The sequence below is a fragment of the Paraburkholderia sp. MM5496-R1 genome, assembly GCF_050436205.1.
GTDB lineage: Bacteria > Pseudomonadota > Gammaproteobacteria > Burkholderiales > Burkholderiaceae > Paraburkholderia > Paraburkholderia tuberum.
Window position 1 is genome coordinate 321990 of record NZ_JBNDLT010000001.1, and the last position, 19594, is coordinate 341583.

General features: G+C 57.2%; 19 protein-coding genes. 10 read left to right on the plus strand and 9 right to left on the minus strand.

What is annotated here, in order from left to right:
• Positions 1 to 38: 38 nt before the first annotated feature.
• The 9 genes from OKW38_RS01620 to OKW38_RS01660 all read right to left on the minus strand — a co-directional run bounded on the left by OKW38_RS01620 (position 39) and on the right by OKW38_RS01660 (position 8193).
• Positions 39 to 737 (minus strand): GntR family transcriptional regulator, encoded by a 699-nt coding sequence (locus OKW38_RS01620; protein ID WP_429359666.1) that lies wholly within the window; start codon positions 735 to 737, stop codon positions 39 to 41.
• A gap of 1057 nt (positions 738 to 1794) precedes the next feature.
• Positions 1795 to 2340, minus strand: coding sequence for a tripartite tricarboxylate transporter substrate-binding protein (locus tag OKW38_RS01625; RefSeq protein ID WP_429332294.1), 546 nt, complete (start codon positions 2338 to 2340; stop codon positions 1795 to 1797).
• Between the two features lie 133 nt (positions 2341 to 2473).
• Positions 2474 to 3019 (minus strand): flavin reductase family protein, encoded by a 546-nt coding sequence (locus OKW38_RS01630; RefSeq protein ID WP_429359668.1) that lies wholly within the window; start codon positions 3017 to 3019, stop codon positions 2474 to 2476.
• Positions 3020 to 3112: 93 nt separating this feature from the next.
• Complete coding sequence (locus tag OKW38_RS01635) at positions 3113 to 3784, minus strand: 4-carboxy-4-hydroxy-2-oxoadipate aldolase/oxaloacetate decarboxylase (protein WP_429359670.1); 672 nt, start codon at positions 3782 to 3784, stop codon at positions 3113 to 3115.
• Positions 3781 to 4458 (minus strand): RraA family protein, encoded by a 678-nt coding sequence (locus OKW38_RS01640; protein WP_429359672.1) that lies wholly within the window; start codon positions 4456 to 4458, stop codon positions 3781 to 3783. The genes OKW38_RS01635 and OKW38_RS01640 overlap by 4 nt, the downstream gene beginning before the upstream one ends.
• A gap of 2 nt (positions 4459 to 4460) precedes the next feature.
• Positions 4461 to 5123 carry an RraA family protein gene (locus tag OKW38_RS01645; RefSeq protein ID WP_429359674.1) on the minus strand — a complete coding sequence of 221 codons (663 nt, stop codon included), beginning with the start codon at positions 5121 to 5123 and terminating at the stop codon, positions 4461 to 4463.
• 15 nt (positions 5124 to 5138) lie between these two features.
• Positions 5139 to 6140 (minus strand): protocatechuate 3,4-dioxygenase, encoded by a 1002-nt coding sequence (locus tag OKW38_RS01650; protein ID WP_429359676.1) that lies wholly within the window; start codon positions 6138 to 6140, stop codon positions 5139 to 5141.
• 26 nt (positions 6141 to 6166) lie between these two features.
• The gene (locus tag OKW38_RS01655) at positions 6167 to 7180 is read right to left on the minus strand and encodes an amidohydrolase family protein (RefSeq protein ID WP_429332288.1); all 1014 of its coding nucleotides are present in this window, start codon (positions 7178 to 7180) and stop codon (positions 6167 to 6169) included.
• A gap of 56 nt (positions 7181 to 7236) precedes the next feature.
• Entirely contained in the window at positions 7237 to 8193 is a 957-nt protein-coding gene (locus tag OKW38_RS01660; RefSeq protein WP_429360662.1) for a PDR/VanB family oxidoreductase, read from the minus strand.
• A gap of 216 nt (positions 8194 to 8409) precedes the next feature.
• On the opposite strand from OKW38_RS01660, the gene OKW38_RS01665 reads away from it, so the two are divergent.
• The 10 genes from OKW38_RS01665 to OKW38_RS01710 all read left to right on the plus strand — a co-directional run bounded on the left by OKW38_RS01665 (position 8410) and on the right by OKW38_RS01710 (position 19552).
• Positions 8410 to 9552 (plus strand): glycosyl hydrolase, encoded by a 1143-nt coding sequence (locus OKW38_RS01665; protein ID WP_429359678.1) that lies wholly within the window; start codon positions 8410 to 8412, stop codon positions 9550 to 9552.
• A 71-nt stretch (positions 9553 to 9623) separates the two neighbouring features.
• Entirely contained in the window at positions 9624 to 10808 is a 1185-nt protein-coding gene (locus tag OKW38_RS01670; protein WP_429359679.1) for an acyl-CoA dehydrogenase family protein, read from the plus strand.
• Between the two features lie 9 nt (positions 10809 to 10817).
• Positions 10818 to 11123 (plus strand): hypothetical protein, encoded by a 306-nt coding sequence (locus OKW38_RS01675; protein WP_429332284.1) that lies wholly within the window; start codon positions 10818 to 10820, stop codon positions 11121 to 11123.
• Positions 11124 to 11188: 65 nt separating this feature from the next.
• The gene (locus tag OKW38_RS01680; RefSeq protein WP_429359681.1) at positions 11189 to 12442 is read left to right on the plus strand and encodes a Rieske 2Fe-2S domain-containing protein; all 1254 of its coding nucleotides are present in this window, start codon (positions 11189 to 11191) and stop codon (positions 12440 to 12442) included.
• 7 nt (positions 12443 to 12449) lie between these two features.
• On the plus strand, positions 12450 to 13244 hold the full coding sequence (locus OKW38_RS01685) for an amidohydrolase family protein (protein WP_429332282.1): 795 nt from the start codon (positions 12450 to 12452) through the stop codon (positions 13242 to 13244).
• Between the two features lie 27 nt (positions 13245 to 13271).
• Positions 13272 to 14375: a zinc-dependent alcohol dehydrogenase gene (locus OKW38_RS01690; protein ID WP_429359682.1), complete on the plus strand. Its 1104-nt coding sequence runs from the start codon at positions 13272 to 13274 to the stop codon at positions 14373 to 14375.
• A 44-nt stretch (positions 14376 to 14419) separates the two neighbouring features.
• Complete coding sequence (locus OKW38_RS01695; RefSeq protein ID WP_429359684.1) at positions 14420 to 15265, plus strand: amidohydrolase family protein; 846 nt, start codon at positions 14420 to 14422, stop codon at positions 15263 to 15265.
• Between the two features lie 237 nt (positions 15266 to 15502).
• Positions 15503 to 16567 carry a Rieske 2Fe-2S domain-containing protein gene (locus OKW38_RS01700; RefSeq protein ID WP_429359686.1) on the plus strand — a complete coding sequence of 355 codons (1065 nt, stop codon included), beginning with the start codon at positions 15503 to 15505 and terminating at the stop codon, positions 16565 to 16567.
• 50 nt (positions 16568 to 16617) lie between these two features.
• Positions 16618 to 18183 (plus strand): FAD-dependent oxidoreductase, encoded by a 1566-nt coding sequence (locus tag OKW38_RS01705; RefSeq protein ID WP_429359688.1) that lies wholly within the window; start codon positions 16618 to 16620, stop codon positions 18181 to 18183.
• A 31-nt stretch (positions 18184 to 18214) separates the two neighbouring features.
• Entirely contained in the window at positions 18215 to 19552 is a 1338-nt protein-coding gene (locus tag OKW38_RS01710) for an MFS transporter (protein WP_429359690.1), read from the plus strand.
• The last annotated feature ends 42 nt before the right edge of the window (positions 19553 to 19594 follow it).

Consider the following 19594-nt stretch of genomic DNA (forward strand, 5'->3'; position numbering starts at 1 on the left):
TTCCGACAGCAGATCACTCACGGTGCCGTTTTTTTCGTTTATTCCCGGGCCGCAAGCACTATCATCAACCCGTCAAGAACCACCGTTCGCCCTTTCTCATAAGTTGAGAGCAGCAATTCCCGGTCTTTGCTTTCCAAAGCGTTCACGAGTTTTGCTTCGATATTAGCGTTACGATTTTGCGGATGCGCTGAAATATCAGCAGCCAGCGCCCGATAACGATCGGTGAGTCGCAACAATCGTAGGACTTCCCGTTTAATCACTTTATTAGGCGAGAGGTTGAAAATCTTATCGTGAAGTGTGCGGTGTAATTCGATCCACCCCTCACGATTACCGGCTTGAATCAATTCTTCAAGCCGGGACAGTAAGTCCTTGAATTCCCTGATCTGCGCGGATGTGGGCCATTCAACCGTCATGAGCAACTCTGCTTCGAGGAGTTGGCGCATCCAATATAACTGTCGGGCCTCACCGCTCGACAACTGAGCGACGAAAAATCCACGATTCGGATCGTGTTCGATGATGCCTTCCGCCGCCAGTAGTTTCAATGCCTCACGCACCGGCACACGGCTGATGCCGAAACGTTCCGCGAGGTCCGACTGTCGTAGTTGAAAGCCGGGCGCGAGCGTTCCCCTATTGATCAGTTTTCGCGTCTCTGACGCCACCTGAGCTGGAAAGTCAATGCCATCCACTTCCGGGACGGTAGCGATAGGAGTTCGGCCTGATGTCGGAATCGCATTCATTTTAGTATTATATCTGAGAATCTTCGCCTGACAACGTTGTCAGGCGATTCGGTGATCGACCGTTAGAAGGTCTTATAAACTCCCGGCCAGGAAAAACGCAGAGCCTGGCCAACGGAGATAATCGGATGAGGACTGGTACTTCTGCGCGCCGTATAGCTGACGTTGATGAACGAGAACGCGCCACAGCGTCGCTATGCCCCGCGCGAGATGTTCAACTCCTTGCTGGGTTGTGGGCTGGTGCATCGTGACGCTTGTTGCTTGCCCAATGACTTTCGAGCGTGGGAGTCGTCGAACAGCAGACGCAGCGCTGGGTTGAGGAGGCTGTCTCGATGCCATAGACAATGACCTGTGTTCGATCGTCCGGGTCGCGCAGGAGCGCAGTGGTAAATCGAGCGCGGTCTTTGTGGACGGTCGACCTCCGAGAGAGCGCCACGTGCGGGTCACGACGGCTACAAACGAAAATGCGGCGGCGAGGTCCACGCGAACGCAGCTTTGCTGGCTCAACTGCGTCCGCCGGCTGAGCCAGACGCGCAGTCATTTATACCCCAGAATTGGCTTGCGCAAAAAACCTGGTTACCACCGCCCGCAAACTCGCCACGCTGCACTGTCAATGTGGAGAAGCGTGAAGGACTTTATGTCCGCATAGATGAGAGTACGTCTGTTCAGAGACGTTTCGGCCAGTGCCAGATGTAGCAGTCGAGGCCGCAAACAGAAACTTCCCCGTTCGTCCTGCACCACCGATCCGGTGCTTCGTAGGCTGCAAATGTATCGGTAGGCTGGTACTGCGCGACATGTTCAAGTGTGTCGAAATCTCCTGCTGGCGAAGTGCGAAACATTCTTCCACGGCACCGGTGGCGCATGCGTGATCCGAATGCCAAACGCCGCCAAGAGCACGCTTTCACTGCAACCTGGTCACGCAAAAGCCAGCTCATTACGACCTTGGGTTTAAGCGTCTTATCCTGCTTCGCCATGAAAAACCCCAAGGGTCGGATTTGTCTCCAACTCTTGGGGTTCAGCGCAACGATAGGGGTTTTCTATGTTGCACCGTGGTTTCAGATCAGTACACGAAGCCGGGCATCACTTCGCTCGCAGTGGGAACATCCTTGATCTCGGGGATACGCGCCGAACCAAAGACCACCAGGGGACGCATCTGACCTTTCTTGATGTACGGGGCTGCGACATCGTACGGAACCGGGATCACCTGCACCTTCGCTTTCATCAAACCGTCGATTTCCTCTGCGGTATCCTTGTAGGATAACTTGACCATGCGAACACCGTTACGCTTTTGCAATGTGGTCATCGCGGTCAGGTCGCGCGCACCGTCAGCCGTCGTACCGAAGGTGTAGCAATCCGGATTATCCTTCAGACGACTAATCAGATCCGCGTAGTCCTTGATGTCGGTTCCGGACACGCCTTTGCCGATTTCAGCGACCAGAACAACACCCGTGGGCGCGCCAACCGGGGCTGCCGCTGCCGGCTTAGCCGCAGGTGCAGCAATAGGTGCAGGTGCCGGTTTGGCAGGTGTACTCGCGAGGGCGACGCCCGAGATCAGTGCGCCCGCTGAGAGGACTGCCGAGAGGAAGAGTTTCCGGTTCAGTTTCAAGATCAATTGTCTCCAAGTATTCTAAAGGATGCCTGAAAGGCGGCTAACGACAATGCATTTTGTGATTAACAAAATCGCATCATATCTTGCGTGCGGAATAATGCTGGCCGTACCTCCGTCTGAAATTTTTGGATTAGTCGGACCCCCAGTTGGAGATCCACAGTAAATCATGGAAATCGACGGCTCTATTCGCCTGAAATTCGCCGTAAGAGCCGTGGGAATACAGCAGCGGCGTCGTTGCGTCGCCATTAATGGCAGTGCCTTCGACATGCCCAAAGATCACGGCGTGGGTACCAATCTCAATGATGCGTTCGACGCTGCAATCGAAATTGACCATAGTATTGGCCAAAGCCGGAGCCCCCGTCTTAATACGATTCCACGTCCCTGCCTGAAACTTTTCTTGCGGCGAAATGGATCGCGAGAACCGCTGCGCCAATTCCTGCTCACTGCGCGCCAGAACGTTGACGACGAAGTTGCCAGTGGCCTGCACGTGCGCCAGAGACGAGTTTGCACGATTGATACAGACCAGCAAAATAGGAGGCGCTGCACTAACAGACGTCACAGCGGTTGCGGTCATGCCGGCTAGCGGTCCGTCCGTGTCCGAACCGGTAGTGATCAAACATACGTGCCCGGTCAAACAGCGCATGGCGCGTTTGAATTCGGATTCTTCTATGCTCACCTCACCCTCCAATCAAAAAACCAGACGGAGAAAATGGAGGGGTGGCGTTTTTTCGGGGCGCCACCCATGCTATAGACGCGAGTCTCAGCCGGTTTATTGATCCCAACCGAAGATACTGAGCGTGCTCTCGCCCGCTTCCAGTCGCTTCATCTGCTGTGCTTCTGCTGCTTCGCGTGCTTCGGATGCAATGATCACCTCGGCGATTCGCTCACGCGGGATGCACACGACGCCGTCTTCATCACCAACGATCAGGTCACCTGCATTTATAGTGACATCGTCGAATCGAATCGGGGCGTTGATCCAACCTCTGGCGCCGAAATCTTTTCCTGTGCCACGGATACAAAGACCGCGAGCGAAAACGGGAAACCCGATCTCGGACAGCAGTCGCTGATCACGAACACAGCCGTTAATGACGAGACCGGCAAGCCCCCGAACCTTTGCGGCCGTTGACATGATCTCGCCCCAGTACCCGTGTTCATATGCTTCGCTTACGGAGACGACCAGGACATCACCTGGTTGTGCTCCGTAAATCGCACGGTGAAGCCAAAGGTTATCGCCACCGGGCGAATGGACGGTCACAGCTGGGCCGCAAATCTTGAAGCCGGGCGCGACAGGCTTAATTTCATAAGGCAGGACGCCGATCTTTCCGGCAGCCTCGTGAAGCGTTGCTGCCGGCAATTTCGCGGCGGCGTCAAGCAAATTGACGTCCGGTCGCTCGATAGCGAGACGCGTGGTCTCATGACGATTGAAAACCGGGCCCGTCATGCCTCTTCTCCAGTCCGACGCGTTTGCAGTTGATGGTACTTGAACTGTTTGCGAGCCTCGTCTAGCCGCATACCCGTTGCCACAGACCGTCGGATTGCATTTTCCGCGGCATCGATTTCTTCAGCAGCAGCAAGCACGCGTTCTTCGTGTTCCTTCGGAATCGAGATCACGCCGTCCGCGTCACCGCGCAGCAGATCGCCCGGAGCAACGCGCACGTTACCGATATTCACCGGAACGTTGGTGGCTTCGACCTGCACGCGATCCTTGCCCGTGCGCATCCAGTTATCCTTGGAGAAAACCGGGTAACCGAGCGACAGGCACAGGTGTACGTCACGATTTATGCCGTCGATTACGGTACCAGCGATACCACGGCGATGAGCGATCTCGGTCAGGATGTCGCCCCATACCGTTGCGTCTTCGCGACCACCGTTGTCGAGGACGATGACCGAGCCCGGCGGAACGTCGTCGATGAAGTCACCCACGGTGCCTGCGGGCGAAGCGGCGGGGCCGTAGAGAATCGTGAATGCCCGACCGGCCATTCGGAACGACGAATCACGCGGCTTGATCTTGTAGCACTGACCGTTCAGGCCCAATCGGTCCAGTGCGTCGCTCAGGGTCGCCGTTTCGAGTTTCGCTGCGCGGGCAACATTCTTGTCTTGTTCGATGTCGGACATGGTTAATCCTTAAGCATAAATTCGTAGTTGCCACCCATGACTTCATGGATCGGCGTGTCCGCCAGTAGTGTCTTCGCCATCAAGGCTTCGCGTGCGACGATCGATTCAGCAGTCTCGACCACCCTGGCGATGTTTGCCTTGCTGATGAAAATCACGGCGCTGCTGTCGGCGATCACGTAGTCGCCGCCTTCCACTGCGGCCCCGAAGACTTCAATGGGGACGTTCACGCCCTTTTCGACGATACGGCCACGAGCGGTGAGCGCCGTGAACTTGTTTGTGAACACCGGCAGGCCCATCTCGCGGGATTCGTCGATATCGCGAACCGGACCGTCAGCGATCACGCCCGCGATACCGCGAACCTTGGCACCCAGCGACAGGATGCCGCCCCACGAACCGGCTTCAATACCGGTGCGCTGCTCGACAACGATCACATCGTCGGAGTTGCCGAGTTCGATCGCGGTGGTGCCCAGATGACGCGGCGGGCCGGGAGGCGGATCACCAACACCGAGTTTCATCGTGATAACGCGACCTGCGATGCGCTTCGTGCCTGAGGCTTGGGCGACGCCGCTCACGACGCCGGACAAGCCGAGTTTATCGAGTGCGTCCGAGACTGCGCAGCAGTCCAGCCGACGAAGGCGGTGGACCAATTCGTCTTTGGTTGCCATATATTTGATGTTTCCTTATTCGGACTGCGGCTTCCAGTACACAAAGCCCATGGCGTTGCCGGTACCGGCTTCGCTGCGATAGCAGGGCACATAATCGACCACTGTCATGTCGAAGCCGAGTTCATCCATCATGCCGGCGACGGGAATCCAGTTCTTGATTTCCGATGTACCCGCCTGGAAGATTTCTTCGCCCAACGTGAATACCGGCGTGAGGTCGTGGTTCTTCATCGCGTCGAGAATCAGATTGTCGACGCGCTCGTCAATGACGAAGTGCGTCAGACCGCCGGAAGCGATGACAGCTACACGTGCGTCCGAATCCCACGATTCGATGGCGCGAGCAATCGATGCACCGAAAGCGTGGCAGCGTGCGACTGTCGGTTGATTCGGCGGATAGAACGTATTGACAAACACCGGCACGGTCGGAACGACCTGGTCTTTCATCAGTTGGCGGAACACGAAGCCGTATGCATGCGGCGTTTCCGTTTCTGACAAGCGGCCAAGAGCGGCCACGTCAAAGTTGTCGGCGATCGCGTTCTTGATAATGTGCTTTGCAAGCTCTGGAACGCCTTCATGCGTGGCAGTTTCCGGCTTGTAACCCGGCATCGAATGGCGCACCCCCGGAGGCATTTGCATCAATTTATCGTGACTGATCATGTTGTTCACGATCGTCGGGCCGTGCATGACGCCGAATGCGGGAATGCAATCAGTGGTGAAAATTTCCATCTGATCGTTGCCGACAATGACAACGACGTCAGCTTTGGCCTCAGCCAGCACCCGCGCCATTTCCTCGATAGCCGCCCGGCACTGGGCATGGCGCTCCTTCCACTTCTCCGGCGTGATCTGATCCGCGAGGTTCTCGCTACGGCGATATTCGACGAGTTCATCGAAGGCCCATTCGCGGCCTTCGAAATCATGCTTGCTCAGTCGATCATCAGGTACGCGAGCGCCCCAGGTCTCCGGTGGCGTGATGAGCATGGGGCCATGCGAAGTTCCCATTCCCAATACGATTTTTGCCATGATTTCGAGTCCTGTGGGCGTCTGGATTATTCGTAATCCGCGAGGTTGAGCTTAAAGAAGTCGCGAGCGTTCCCGAAGAAGATTGCATCCTTCTCTGCTTTCGACAGCCAGTCGAAGCTTTCGATATACGGCTTGATGTCGTCGAAAGTGCGGCCGGTGTCGGGGTTGATAGCCGAACCCACGCCCGGGCACTCAGCGCCGAACATGCAGCGGTCAGCGCCAACCGTCTTGATCAGTAGACGCAGCGATTCTTCGGAGTAGAGCACGGTGTCGTAGTACAGATTTCGCATGCCCTCGAGGAAGTTGTGGCCGGCACGCGAGGCGCCCGACTGGAAACGGCCGATCTGGTAGGGGATCGAACCGCCTCCGTGCGACACCATGATCTTCAGATTCGGGAAGTCCTTGAAGACGTTCGAATTGACCAGGTTGAACACCGCGATCGTTTCTTCGTTAATGAAGTGAACGGTGTACGGCGAACGTGCCGACTGCGAGCCAGTAGCGTGGATGTGCGCCGGTACGTCGAGTTCGCACAGTTTCTCGTACAGCGGGTACCAGTAACGATCACCGAGACCGGGGGCTTCGACGCCGCTGTTTTCGAATGGGTCGGGATTCAGCAGTACGCCCTTGAAGCCGAGTTCCTTGACGCAGCGCTCCAGTTCCGGCAGCACGACCTCGATCGGGTCGCCCGACACCTGCGGCAGGCCGCCGACTCCGATGAAACGCTTCGGCAGCAGCTTGACAGTGCGCGAGATGATGTTGTTGGTTTCTTCCGTGAACCAGTGCACGAGCTTGCCCGGCTTCTGGCTGTGCATCATCTGGAACGGACGCGGCGACATCAGCTGGACGGTCGTGCCTACGCGGTCGAGCATGTCGAGATGGCCGACCGGTGCCATTTCCTTCTTGTTGGCGTAGTGCAGGATTTCTTCGTCGGTCACTTCGGGCATCTTGCGACCGTGTTCGCCGCGATGCGACAGAATGTGTGCCTTGTAGACCCACAATTCCGCGGGTGCGCTGACGTGACCGTGGCAATCGATAATCACTTACTTGTCTCCTGAATTAACGTGATGGTGAGTGCCCGTAGGCACACGGGGGTTCGTTACAGATCGAGGACGAGACGATCGCCCTTGCAGCCAGAACAGCAGATAATCATCGTCTTGTTCGAAGCCTTTTCGGGCTCCGACAGAATGGCGTCGCGGTGATCCGGCTCACCTTCCAGCACGCGGACTTCACATGCACCGCATACGCCTTCTTCGCACGAGTACGAGATCGGTACACCGGCTTCGCGCACGACGTTGAGAATCGTCTTGCCTTGAGGGACGGTGAGCGTCTTGCCGCTCTTACGCAGTTCAACTACGTAGTTGCCATCGAGTGCAGCTTCGTGTTTGGCACTGAAGTACTCGACGTGGACTTGTTCCGGGGGCAAAGTCGAGCAAGCCTTTTCGAATGCTTCGAGCATCGGGCCGGGGCCGCAGCAATAGAAATGGGCCGACGCCGGCGCCCGCTTCACCACGTCTTCGATATTCAGAAACGTGCCGACTTCTGCGTCGACGTGAACGAGCGAACCTTCGAACGTCTTCAATTCTTCAGCGTACGCGACGTCGACCCGGTCTCGACACGAATAATAGATCCGCGGCGATTTTCCGATTTCCTTCAGGCGACGAGCCATACACAGAATAGGCGTGATCCCGATACCACCGGCAACCAGAACCGTGTGCTCAACGTCTTCGTCGAGCGGGAAGTTGTTGCGCGGGGTTTCGACCTGCACGAGGTCACCGACACGCATCGTTTCGTGAATGTAGCGGGAACCCCCTCGCGACTGCGGGTCGAGTTTGACGCCAATCACGTAAGAGCGTTGCGTCAGGCTATCGCTGGACTCGAGCAGGGAGTACTGACGGGTCAATCCGTTCGGCAGGATCAGTGCGACGTGCGAACCCGCGTCGGCGGCGGGCAGACGCTCGCCCTCGGGGTCTTCAAACGTCAGAGCCAGCGTGTTGCGCGCTAAATATTGACTCGCGGTCAAGCGCAGAGTCATCACTTCATTAAGTTCAGTCATCTCACCTCCAAAATCGCAGAACGCGCGGAACCCCGCGAATGGGGGGCAGGCATCACACATCACGCTTCCTCAGTTACCCATCATCGAAAGTTTCTCGCTCAGCCGTTTGACTCGTAATTCTTTTTTGCATATTATTTCGTCTGCGCAGGAAAAAGTCAAAGACTCTTCGGAGCGAAACAGGCGACATCACATGGGGTATTCCCCAAGGGAGGAGAAATGATTGCAGTTCTGACCACCAACGGTGGAACCGTTACGCACGGTGATGGCGCGGCAACGACGCTACTGGTTGCTACGATTCGCGGCATGCTCGTATTCCAGCGCGAAGACGCCAGTGCCCCGTGGGAGCTCATGCGCACGACGCTGGAAGATCGCCACGTGAGCGCGTTGCTCTATGTTCCGGGCGCGGGCCTGCTGTTCGCGGGCGCACACGGCCAGGGCAGTCTCGTGGTGTCGAAGGACCTGGGCCTGACGTGGGAACCGGCCAACAATGGCCTGCAGAGCACGCATATCTATACGATGGCGCAGCAGGAGCGCGACGGGAAGACCGTCCTGTTCCTGGGCACTGAGCCGTCCGCGCTTTATCGCAGCGACGATCTGGGTGCTTCGTGGGTCGAAATTCCCGAAATGATGACGGTGCCGGACCAGGACAGGTGGACGTTTCCGCCGCCCCCGCATATTGCACACGTCAAGAACATTTCGTTTCACCCAGCCGAACCCGAAACGCTTTATGTCTGTATTGAACAGGGCGCGCTTCTGAAGACTACCGACGACGGCAAGACGTGGAACGAGCCGCGGTCGTATGAATCGGAAAACGACAAGTTCTACCACGACAACCACCGCGTGCTGATCCGCCCGTCGAATCCGAAACAGATCTTCATGTGCGGCGGCGAAGGCCTGCACTACAGCGCAGACGCTGGCGAGACCTGGGTTCACCTGATGACGCGTCAAGACCTTATCGGTTATCCCGACGCCATGTTTATCGACCCGCGCAACGAAAACATTCTGTATCTCGGTGGACCGGGTAACGCACCGCGCGATTGGGGCGCCCGTAAGTCGGCGAACGCAACTGTTCTCAAGAGCACCGATGGTGGTGTTACCTGGAAACATATGCGTAACGGTCTGCCCGAGGAAATTATCGGCAACATCGAGGGTATGGGTATGTACCGTTGGGATGACAAGATCATGCTCATCGCCGGTACGGCAACGGGCGAAATCTATGCGACGGAAAACGATGGGGAAAGCTGGTACATCGTCTCCGAAGACGTTCCACCGATCTCGAAGGGCGGTCACTATCGCTGGTTCCTCGACTCCAAGGAGCGTATGACCGTCGAAGATCGTTACGGTCGCAACGAACACTGAGCGATATTTAAACAAAACTATTCTGCACGCCGGCCACGTTCCGGCGCACCAGGTCCTCCCAGGAGAATGTCTTGAGCCGTATTAACAGCCGCGAGGAAGCCCTCGATATTGCCCGTGATTTGCATGATGCGATTCGTTCACGCGTCAAACAGACCGAAAGCGACCGCGTGGTGCCCAAAGAAACGATCGATGCACTGCGCCACACGGGTCTTTTCAACATCATCACACCGAAGACGTTTGGCGGTTCCGAACTAGGTTTCACTACGCTCGTCGAAGTTACGGCAGAAATCGCATCGGCCTGTGGCTCGACGGGTTGGGTTTTCGGCGTTCTGGCGGGTCATAGCTGGATGTTGAACCTGTTCCCGTTGCAAGCACAGCAAGACGTGCTTGGCAAAGGCCACGTATTGACGGCAACCGTGTTCCGCTTGGGCGGCACGATTACCGAAGTCGACGGCGGCTACAAACTCGTGAACGGCGACGGTCGCTTCTGTTCGGGTATCGACCACGTGCAATGGGTCATCATCGGAAACGCCGTGCAGCGTCCCGATGGGCCGCCTGAACCGCGCTTTTTCGTGATCCCGCGTTCGGATATCGAAATTGTCGATGACTGGCACACGGCTGGCCTGCGTGGCACCGGTAGCCGCACGATCAAGGTCGCGGAAGCGTTCATCCCGAAACATCGTTCGGTGTCGGTCAAAGACATGATGACGGGCAACGTCGAAGGCGCTGACGCAATGCGTGCCCCGATCTACCGGATGCCTTTCCAGAACGTCACGCCGTTCTCGCTCATCGGCGCGCCGCTGGGCATGGCACGCGCAGCACTCCGTTCGTTCGCTGAGGGTTTGGCGCCGCGTCTTCAGGCAATGCCGGCCGCTCAAATGGCGGAACAGTCGGCTACGATCGAACGCCTAGCACACGCGACGGCAGATCTCGACGCGGCCTACGCATTGATTCTCGAAGACACGCGCCGCGTCGATACGGCAGAAAGTGCGGAGTCACTGACGGCGCTCGAATGGACGCGTATACCGCGCGACTGGGCGTATTCCGCTCAAACCGCTCGTCGCGCGGCCAACAGTGTCTTCGAAGCTGCCGGCGGCACCAGCATTTACAACGCTTCGGAGCTCCAACGTATCTGGCGCGACGTCAATTCCGCCGCCCAGCACTTCGCTTTCACGTGGGATTCGGCGCTGACGGCATTTGGTCGCCATGCGCTCGGCCTCCCACCTTCGCAGTTCGGTCCAGGTCCCAAGAAATAAGGATGAGCCATGAACGTGAATGATATTCACTCGATCGAAGATTACTCACCAGAAACGCTGCGTGAACTGATCGGGCGCGTGGAGAAGTCGAGTACGTTCGAGCACATGATTTACCGCGAATCCGAGCTCGATGAAGTCTGGCGGCTGCTCGATAACGATATCGTCGCTGCTGCACGGCAGGGCTCGAATGTGCGGGAAGTGCAGAACCTTGCTGCTCTGCGCAACCTGATTGTCGAAGCGCACGATTTCATTGGCAACGACAGCAACACCGTAGACGCGCGTGATCGATTGCTGAAGGCCGTCGAACTCGTTTAACGCTAGTGGGAGAGCACCTATCTCCCGCGCATATTCACAGATAAAACAAAATCTAGGAGCAAACCATGCTTTCCCGCGAAGATAACGACGTTCTGACCGAGGTTGGTAAAGGCACGCCGAACGGCGACATGATCCGTCAATTCTGGATTCCGATGATGCTGGCGTCGGAAATCAGCGAGCCGGGCGGCAAGCCCGTGCGTGTGCGTCTGTTGGGCGAAGACCTTGTGGCGTTCCGCGATAGCGACGGCAAGGTTGGTCTGCTCGAAGAACAGTGCCCGCACCGTCGTGCGTCGCTCGCGCTGGGCGACAACTCGGAAGGCGGCCTGCGTTGTCTGTATCACGGTTGGAAGTTCCGTGTCGATGGTCAGTGCATGGACACCCCGACGGAGCCGGAAGATTCGAAGCTGTGCTCGCGTATCAAGGCAGTGGCGTATCCGGTTCGAGAAGTCGCTGGCGTGATCTGGACGTATATGGGCGATCCCGCGAAGGTTCCGCAATTCCCCGACTTCGACTTCCTTTCGTACCCCGCAGAAAAGGTTGCTGCGTTCAAGGTACTCGAAGACTGCAACTACGCCCAAGCCGTCGAAGGTACGATCGACTCTGCACACGCAGGCGTCCTGCACCGTGAACAACCGTGGGCCGCGCCGGCCAAGTACGAACACGAACGCGATCTGCGTCCGAAGATCGAAGTCGAGTACACGCAGTACGGCCTGCGCTATGCAGGCGTGCGCAATTTCCGTGAAGAAGGCAAGTTGCACGCCCGGGTCACGCAAGTGATTCTGCCGTTTTTCACTCTGATTCCGCCCGATGGATTCGGCGTGCGCAAGAACCGTCGCATGGCAAATGCATTTGTTCCGCGCGATGACGAATCGACGTGGCATATCCAGTGGTTCTTCGACGAAACGCAGCCTGTCGATATCGAATATCGTATTCAGGAAGGCGGTCACTGGCTCGATGAAAACTTCCGCAAGGAGCTCAACATCGACAACTGGTACAAGCAGGATCGCGAGGCGATGAAGACGACGTCGATGTCGGGCATCAAGGGCATCCTGACGCAGGACCACGCAGTCAGCGAAACTCAGGGCCGTATCCTCGACCGCACGAAGGAACACCTCGGCACATCGGATGTCGCGGTCGTTGCATGGCGTCGTCAGATGATCCGTGCGGCTCGTGCTTACTCGGAAAGCGGCGAATTGCCCAGCGTGCTGACGACCACGATTCCGTGGAATGAGATTCACGCTTCGACGGTGATTTTCCCGAACGATCGTACGTGGAAAGAAGAGGTACCCCTCAATCCGGAAGTCGCTCTGAAGGCCTGAGGTCCACATGATCGTCGATAGTCACGCGCATGTTTCGCCTCATTGGTATGAGCCTGTCGAGACGTTGCTCGATCAAATGATTGAACATGGCATTCATCTGGCCATCCTCACTCAGATGATCGGACAGACGGATAACCGATATCAGCAAGACTGCGTCAAGCGATATCCGGGCCGTCTGTCGAGCGTGGCTTGGGTTGATGTCGAAGCCCCGGACGTTGCAATGACGATCGAAAACCTCGCAGCCGATGGCGTGTCGGGTATTCGGCTTCGCCCCTCCTCGTGTCTTCCGGATGGTCGTCTTCCGGAAGCATGGCGTGCAGTCCAGGAAACTGGATTACCCGTCAGTTGCGTGGGGTCGGCGGAAGCATTCAACGCGCCGGGGTTTATCGAACTGGTTGCGAGGTTGGCAGGGACGACCATCGTCCTCGAACATCTGGGTGGCACCAGCACGCCCGTCACGACAGACGAGCAGTTAGCTATTCGTCGCCAGGTGTTCAAGCTCGCCGCCTTTCCGAATGTCATGCTCAAGGTTCCGGGGCTCGGCGAATTGATGCCTCGCGACCCGAAAACCTGGCATCTGGGCCGTCCCTTCGGGGACGCGACGTCGCCACTTGTCCACGAGGCGGTAGCCGCATTCGGCGCGAATCGCCTGATGTGGGGTTCCGATTTCCCAGTCGTGAGTTCTCGCGAAGGCTACGGGAATGCATTGGATCTCACCCGTATTGCACTCAATGGATTACCTGATGAGGATCTCAACGCGATCTTCGGTGCTAACGCACTTCGCGTATTTGGGAAACTCTGAGCTCGAAAACGAGCAGGAGACAAACACATGACGAAGAAGGTACTTGCAGCGGTCAAGACGGATGTCGAAACCACGGAAATCCGTGAATTCGATTATCCGACTGTCAAGCCTGAAACCGGAATCCTGCGCATCGAAGCCAGTGGCGTAGGTGGCAGCGATCCCGAGCTCTATCGCAAGGCCGGCCACTTTCCGGTCATCATGGGCCACGAAAACGTCGGAACCATCGAAGAAGTCGGTGAAGTCGCGGCCAAGCGTTGGGGCGTGAAGCCCGGCGATCGCGTTGCTCTGCACGAATATCTTCCGTGCTGGCACTGCGAATGGTGCATGAAGGGAGATTTCCGTCTGTGTATGGAAGTCGATTTCTTCAATGTGAAGGATCGCCTCAATACCGATCGGTTCGGCATGTCCACCGCCAACAAGGCACCCCACCTGTGGGGTGGCTACGCGCAGTACATGCATCTGCCGCTCAACACGGTGTTGCACAAAATTCCGCAAGACATGCCGGCCACGCACGCAACACTGGCAGTGCCGTTCGGTAACGGCGTGCAGTGGGCGTGTCTCGACGGCGGCGCAGGTCCCGCTAAGGTCATACTCGTGTGGGGACCGGGCCAGCAGGGCTTGGGCTGCGTGCTGGCGGCAAAGGCCGCAGGCTCATATACGGTGATTCTGGCCGGCATGACGCGCGATCAAAGTCGTCTCGATCTGTCGCTGCGCCTGGGCGCCGACTATGCAATCAACATCGAAACGCAAGACCTCGAAGCCGAAGTGATGCGTATCACCAAGGGACGGGGCGTGGACGTCGTGGTTGATACGACCGGCGACCCCAAGGGCGAGATCGTCAAGCAGTCGATCGCACTGGCGGCAAAAGGCGCCTATCTGAGCCTGAACGGCCTTGAGCAGAACGTACCGATCGGCGAGATCAAGAAGCGCTATCTGACGGTTCGTGCACCGCGTGGCCGTAGCTACGCAGCGGTCGAATTGGCACTGCGCTATGTAGGCTCAGGCCGCTATCCGATCGATGAAGTGTGCTCGCACACGTTCAACCTGACGCAGGTGCACGACGCAATTCTGGCCACCGCAGGTCGGGGCATTCAAGGTGCGATCCACGTGTGCGTGGACCCGTGGAAATAATGCCGCAGATCATTGGTTAAATTGAATTTAATAGAGGTAACGTCATGATTGACAGCCACGCACACCTTATTTCGACCGACCGCGAGAAATATCCGCCGTCGCCGCTGAGCGGCGTTCTGGAAGAAAACGCATTCGACAATCCGGTAACGGCTGAGCGCTTGATCGACTTGCTCGACACATTCGGTATCGATAAGGCGCTCGCGGTCCAACGCGCGCACCTCTACGGCTTCCACAACGACTACGTCGTGGATTCCGCACAGAAATATCCGGATCGTCTGCGTTCGCTGTGCATGCTCGACGCACTGGCACCGAACGTCGAAGAAACGGTGAAATACTGGGTCGGCGAGCGCGGCTCGGTCGGCATCCGTCTGACGGAACCGAAGAAAGGTGCAGACAGCAGCTGGTTCGCTTCGACGCAAGCGCGTCGTGCATGGGCAGCAGTGACGGATCTCGGCGGCAGCGTGCGTCTGCACTTCTACCGCTGGAATCGTTTGGCAGCACTCGAAGCGCTTCAAGACGTGGTGAGGGAGTTCCCTGATACGCCGGTTATTCTTGACCACTTTTCAAATATTATCGGCGAGGGCCCGGGACCGGATTACGGCGTGGATGAAGCACTGCTGAAATTCGTCGACAGTCCGAACGTCTTCTTGCTTTATTCCATGATCAACCTCGGCAAGTTGAAAGCGCTCGAGCTGCCGTCCGCGCCGGTTGTCGAGCGTGTGGTGCGCTCGTTCGGTGCCGATCGTGTGATGTGGGGTTCCGACATCGCTCAATCGAAGGGCGACTACAAGGACATGGTCCAGCTGGCGAAGGACTCCGTCTCCACCCTGTCGGCTGAACATCAGCGCAAGGTGCTGCATACGACGGCTGAGCGCGTCTACTTCAGCTAATGAAGTTGCAAACATAAACGGCGTTCTGACTGGAACGCCGTTTACGTGCATTTCAGGGTTATCCCGAGTCATGTCGCGCGAAGCAACGCGATAAGATGCCATGAATACTGAATTGAATACTATTTAGGATGTCAGTCCGGTTGAGTCACAGAGGTCGCATGCGCAAACTGGCAGGTCTATTGTGTCGCACTTTGTTCCGATTTATCCGTTCTCGATTCCTTTCTCAGGAGACTGACAATGAAATTCCTCCGGAACTGCTGGTATATGGTTGGATGGTCGAGCGAGTTCTCGGCTACTGATATCGTCCCGTTCACGGTGATGAACGAGGCACTGGCGCTCTACCGCAAGGAAGACGGCACGCTCGTAGCACTCGAAGATCTGTGTCCGCACCGCCTGGTTCCGCTGTCGGTCGGCCGTAAGGAGGGTGATGAACTGCGCTGTATGTACCATGGTCTGAAATTCGCCGCCGACGGACGCTGCACCGAAATCCCGGGCACCGATCGTATCTCGTCGAAGGTCTGCGTTCGTAGCTACCCGATCGAAGAAAAACATGGTGCTGCATGGGTTTGGATGGGTGACGCTGCAAAGGCTGATCCCGCGCTGATTCCGCCGATCGAAGGTCCGGACAGCGCTGTCTTCGCGATGAAATGCTCGAAGAAGGTATGGAAGGGGAACGCGGAAATTGTCGCTGACAACTTGCTCGACCTTTCGCACGCACCGTATGTTCACGAAGCGACGTTCGGTGCCAACAACAAAGTGTCGCTCAAGATTCAGAAAGATGGCGAAGCAAAGCGCGGCATCGATACGGTCGAGCGTGGCGTCGTTGCTGACCGCTGGCACCTGGGACGTCAGTCGAATCCATACTTCGGTGAAATCCCTTCCGACGATAACGTCGTCAGCACGTTCCTCGTGCCGGGCGTCTTCATCCTCAAGATCCATTCGTTCGCCCCGGGCGTTCAGGATCGTCTCGTCGATGGCAGGCCCACAGAAGAGCCGATCTTCCGCCGTTGCACATGCCAGATGATCACGCCGATCAACGATACGGAATCGATGTTCTTCTATAACTTCGGTCCGGATCACGAGCATGCCGATCTGGCAGATCACGCTTTCGCGATCGCCGAAGCCGCATTCGCTGAAGACAAGGCAATCATCGAGACGCAGCAGGCAACGATCTCGAAAACGCCGGGGCGCAAGATGATCATGTTGGTGATGGATCAACCGGTGCTGCGTTACAACGAAATCTACAACGGTCTTCGCTCGGCGGAAGAGGCTGAGCGAGCCGCTGCTGCCCCCGCAGCCTAGGTAGATCGAACCGCGCTGGTATGTTTTCTGAGACACGAGGAATAACGAAAATGGAATTGAATTGGACCGAGCCCCGATGGGATGACCAGGCCGATATGGTTGTTGTCGGCTACGGCGGCGCCGGCGCGGTGTTTGCGCTTGAAGCTGCTGAGCAGGGCGCCGACGTGCTCATTCTCGAAAAGGGTGTGCAGGGCGGCGGCAACTCGGTCTGCGTCGCGGGCGGTCTGATCATGACCTCTGTCGACGAAGAAGAGTCGTTCAAATACCTGGATTGGCTGTGTGGAGGCCAAACTGATGAAAGCGTTCTTCGCCATTTCGTGTCGAGCCTCAAAAACATACCCGCCTGGCAGCACAAACTCGAATTGCCGCTCAAGGACAACCCGCAGCCGTTCTCGGCACCGGGATTTTTTCCCGAATTCCCGGGGGCTCCCGGCGGGGAAAGCATCAAAGGTATGAGCGTCGTCGCCGCACCGGGCGGAGCTGGCCTCTGGAATGCGATCTCCGCACAAGCGGAGAAGGCGGGTGGCCGCGTCCAGTGCAACACTCGCGTCACCAGGTTGGTTCAGCACCCGGTCACGAAACGGATTCTCGGTGTTGAAGCCGAACATGACGGCAAGACGATCGCGGTGCGTGCTCGCAAGGCAGTCGTGTTGGCCAGTGGCGGCTTCGAGGCGAACGACGCCATGTGCAAACAATTCCTGACTGCTTGCCCGATCTACTTCCTTGGTAGCCCGAATCTGACCGGCGACGGCATTCGAATGGCGCAGGAGGTTGGCGCGCAACTCTGGCACATGAACGCCGTAGCGGGCCCCCTGAACATGGGCATCAAGACGAAGGAAGGCTACGTCTATGTGACTTACGACCTGAACAAGGTCGCAGGCTTCGGCTATAAAAGCGGCGCCTTCAAGGACGGCGGCAGTCTGTTGTGGGTCAACCGCCAGGCGAAGCGCTTCCATAACGAAACGGTGGACACGTCGGTTGTCCAACATGGATTGGCCAATCGCGATACCTGGTTGGCAACGACGCCGGGCACCCCGGAATTCAAGAACGTGCCGGCATTCCACATTTTCGATGAAAAGGTGCGTGCGGGCGGTGCGGCAATGACGACGCTGAATTCGCGTGTGCCGCCGTGGTCGCAAGACAACCTCAAGGAAATCGAAGAAGGCCTCGTCATCAAGGCCGATTCGCTTGAAGAACTGGCGTTGAAGTGCCAGTGGCCGGAGATCCAGGGTGTGTGCAAGGCCGGCCGCCTCGATCCGGCCGCACTTCGCGAGACGGTTGAGCGTTACAACGATCAGTGCCGCAACAACCTTGATCGCGATTGCGGGCGCGAAACGTTCCTCGTGCCGCTCAACGATGAAGGCCCGTACTACGCGATCGGGCCAATGCTCCCGACATATTTGAACACGCACGGCGGTCCGAAACACGACGCAGGTCAGCGTGTTCTCGATCATCAGAACAAGCCGATTGCCGGTCTTTATGCAATCGGAGAATGCGGATCGCTATGGGGACCGTATTACAACTCGATGGGCGATATCGCCGAGTTCATCGTATCTGGCGTGACGGCGGCAAAGACCGCACTCGCCGATAGTGGGCGGGAGAAGGGCGCTAAATAGTTGTACGGATAATTAGCAAGGAGACACCGTAGTGAGTGAGATCGCAGATGTACAAACGAAGTTGGCCCCCGCCGACAACGTGGAAGATTCAAAGACGACCAAAGGTGCATGGTGGATGCTTATCGTTTTGACGTCCACCTACGTCATCTCGTTTATCGATCGGGGCGCGCTTGCTCTCGTTGTCGGACCGATTAAGGAAGACCTCGGAATTTCCGATCTTCAGGTCAGTTTGTTGCTTGGCCTTTCCTTTATGTTGCTGTATAGCATGCTCAGTATTCCGATGGGCATTCTGGTCGACAAATACCAACGGAAGACGCTCCTCGGCGGCGCGATCATGGCATGGTCGGTGGTTCAGATGCTTTGTGGTCTGAGTACGACCTATCTCCAGTTGTTCTTCACACGTGTTGGTCTCGGTGTTGGTGAATCGGCGCTGGCACCCGGATCGCAGTCGATGATTCGTGACGCATTTCCGCCGCATCGTCGCAGTATTGCTTTCGGTATCTACAATATCGGTCCGATGTTGGGTACTGGTTTGTCCATGGCTCTCGGTGGCGTCCTGTTGAAGGCAGCTTCTGCAGGCGCATTCGATACACTACCTGTCGTCGGCGGCATGAAGCCCTGGCACTTTGTACTGCTGGTGCCGGGCATCATTGGGGTTCCGTTCGCGATTCTGCTTTGGCTGCTGCGTGAGCCGCCCCGTCGTTTCCAGACCGATATTTCCGATGTGACGTACAAGCAGACCATGTGCTTCGTCTGGAAGAATCGTGGCGTGTATGTTCAACTCTGGGCTGCGATTTGCCTATACGGTATTGCCATTGGTTCCCAGATGGCATGGCTTCCGGAAATCATCGCTCGCACGCTACATGTTGCCCGTCCGGAAATCGGTAAGGCGATAGGCGGCGTTGCACTGCTCGCTTCCCCGCTCGGTCTCCTGATTTGCGGCGGAATCGCGGACCGGCTGCGCAAGCGCGGCATGGTCGATGCGCCTGTTCGGGTAGCGGCACTCACAACGGCAATCGCCGCAGTCGTTACGGCATGCTTCCCGCTCGTCCATACGATGAGCGCGGGTATCGTCCTCTACTTCGTCCAAATGTTCATGTTTGCGATGTTCGCGGTGGCAGGCGGTGCAACGAATGCCGAGTTCACGCCGGGTAACATGATGGGCAAGATCACCGCCCTCTATTACTTGATCACGAATCTCGTCGGATTGGCACTCGGCCCTACCGTGGTGGCGCTCGTTGCTAAATTCTTCGACGGTCCGAATGCACTTGGCGCCTCGTTCGTCATCTGCTACGTGGTCTCCGTGGCATTGGCAGTGATTCTGCTGATCCGTGTCAGCGGTGCATTGCGTCGGCCAGTTGTGCAATAACTCGTCGTCGCGTCGGGGCGTCATTTCTGACGTCCCTTCCCA

Coding starts and splice junctions, on each gene's coding strand:
- OKW38_RS01665 (WP_429359678.1), top strand. CDS start 8,410: ATGATTGCAGTTCTGACCACCAACGGTGGAACCGTTACGCACGGTGAT.
- OKW38_RS01675 (WP_429332284.1), top strand. CDS start 10,818: ATGAACGTGAATGATATTCACTCGATCGAAGATTACTCACCAGAAACG.
- OKW38_RS01705 (WP_429359688.1), top strand. CDS start 16,618: ATGGAATTGAATTGGACCGAGCCCCGATGGGATGACCAGGCCGATATG.
- OKW38_RS01650 (WP_429359676.1), bottom strand. CDS start 6,140: ATGGCAAAAATCGTATTGGGAATGGGAACTTCGCATGGCCCCATGCTC.
- OKW38_RS01640 (WP_429359672.1), bottom strand. CDS start 4,458: ATGTCCGACATCGAACAAGACAAGAATGTTGCCCGCGCAGCGAAACTC.
- OKW38_RS01660 (WP_429360662.1), bottom strand. CDS start 8,193: ATGACTGAACTTAATGAAGTGATGACTCTGCGCTTGACCGCGAGTCAA.
- OKW38_RS01635 (WP_429359670.1), bottom strand. CDS start 3,784: ATGACGGGCCCGGTTTTCAATCGTCATGAGACCACGCGTCTCGCTATC.
- OKW38_RS01700 (WP_429359686.1), top strand. CDS start 15,503: ATGAAATTCCTCCGGAACTGCTGGTATATGGTTGGATGGTCGAGCGAG.
- OKW38_RS01620 (WP_429359666.1), bottom strand. CDS start 737: ATGAATGCGATTCCGACATCAGGCCGAACTCCTATCGCTACCGTCCCG.
- OKW38_RS01680 (WP_429359681.1), top strand. CDS start 11,189: ATGCTTTCCCGCGAAGATAACGACGTTCTGACCGAGGTTGGTAAAGGC.
- OKW38_RS01645 (WP_429359674.1), bottom strand. CDS start 5,123: ATGGCAACCAAAGACGAATTGGTCCACCGCCTTCGTCGGCTGGACTGC.
- OKW38_RS01695 (WP_429359684.1), top strand. CDS start 14,420: ATGATTGACAGCCACGCACACCTTATTTCGACCGACCGCGAGAAATAT.
- OKW38_RS01685 (WP_429332282.1), top strand. CDS start 12,450: ATGATCGTCGATAGTCACGCGCATGTTTCGCCTCATTGGTATGAGCCT.
- OKW38_RS01690 (WP_429359682.1), top strand. CDS start 13,272: ATGACGAAGAAGGTACTTGCAGCGGTCAAGACGGATGTCGAAACCACG.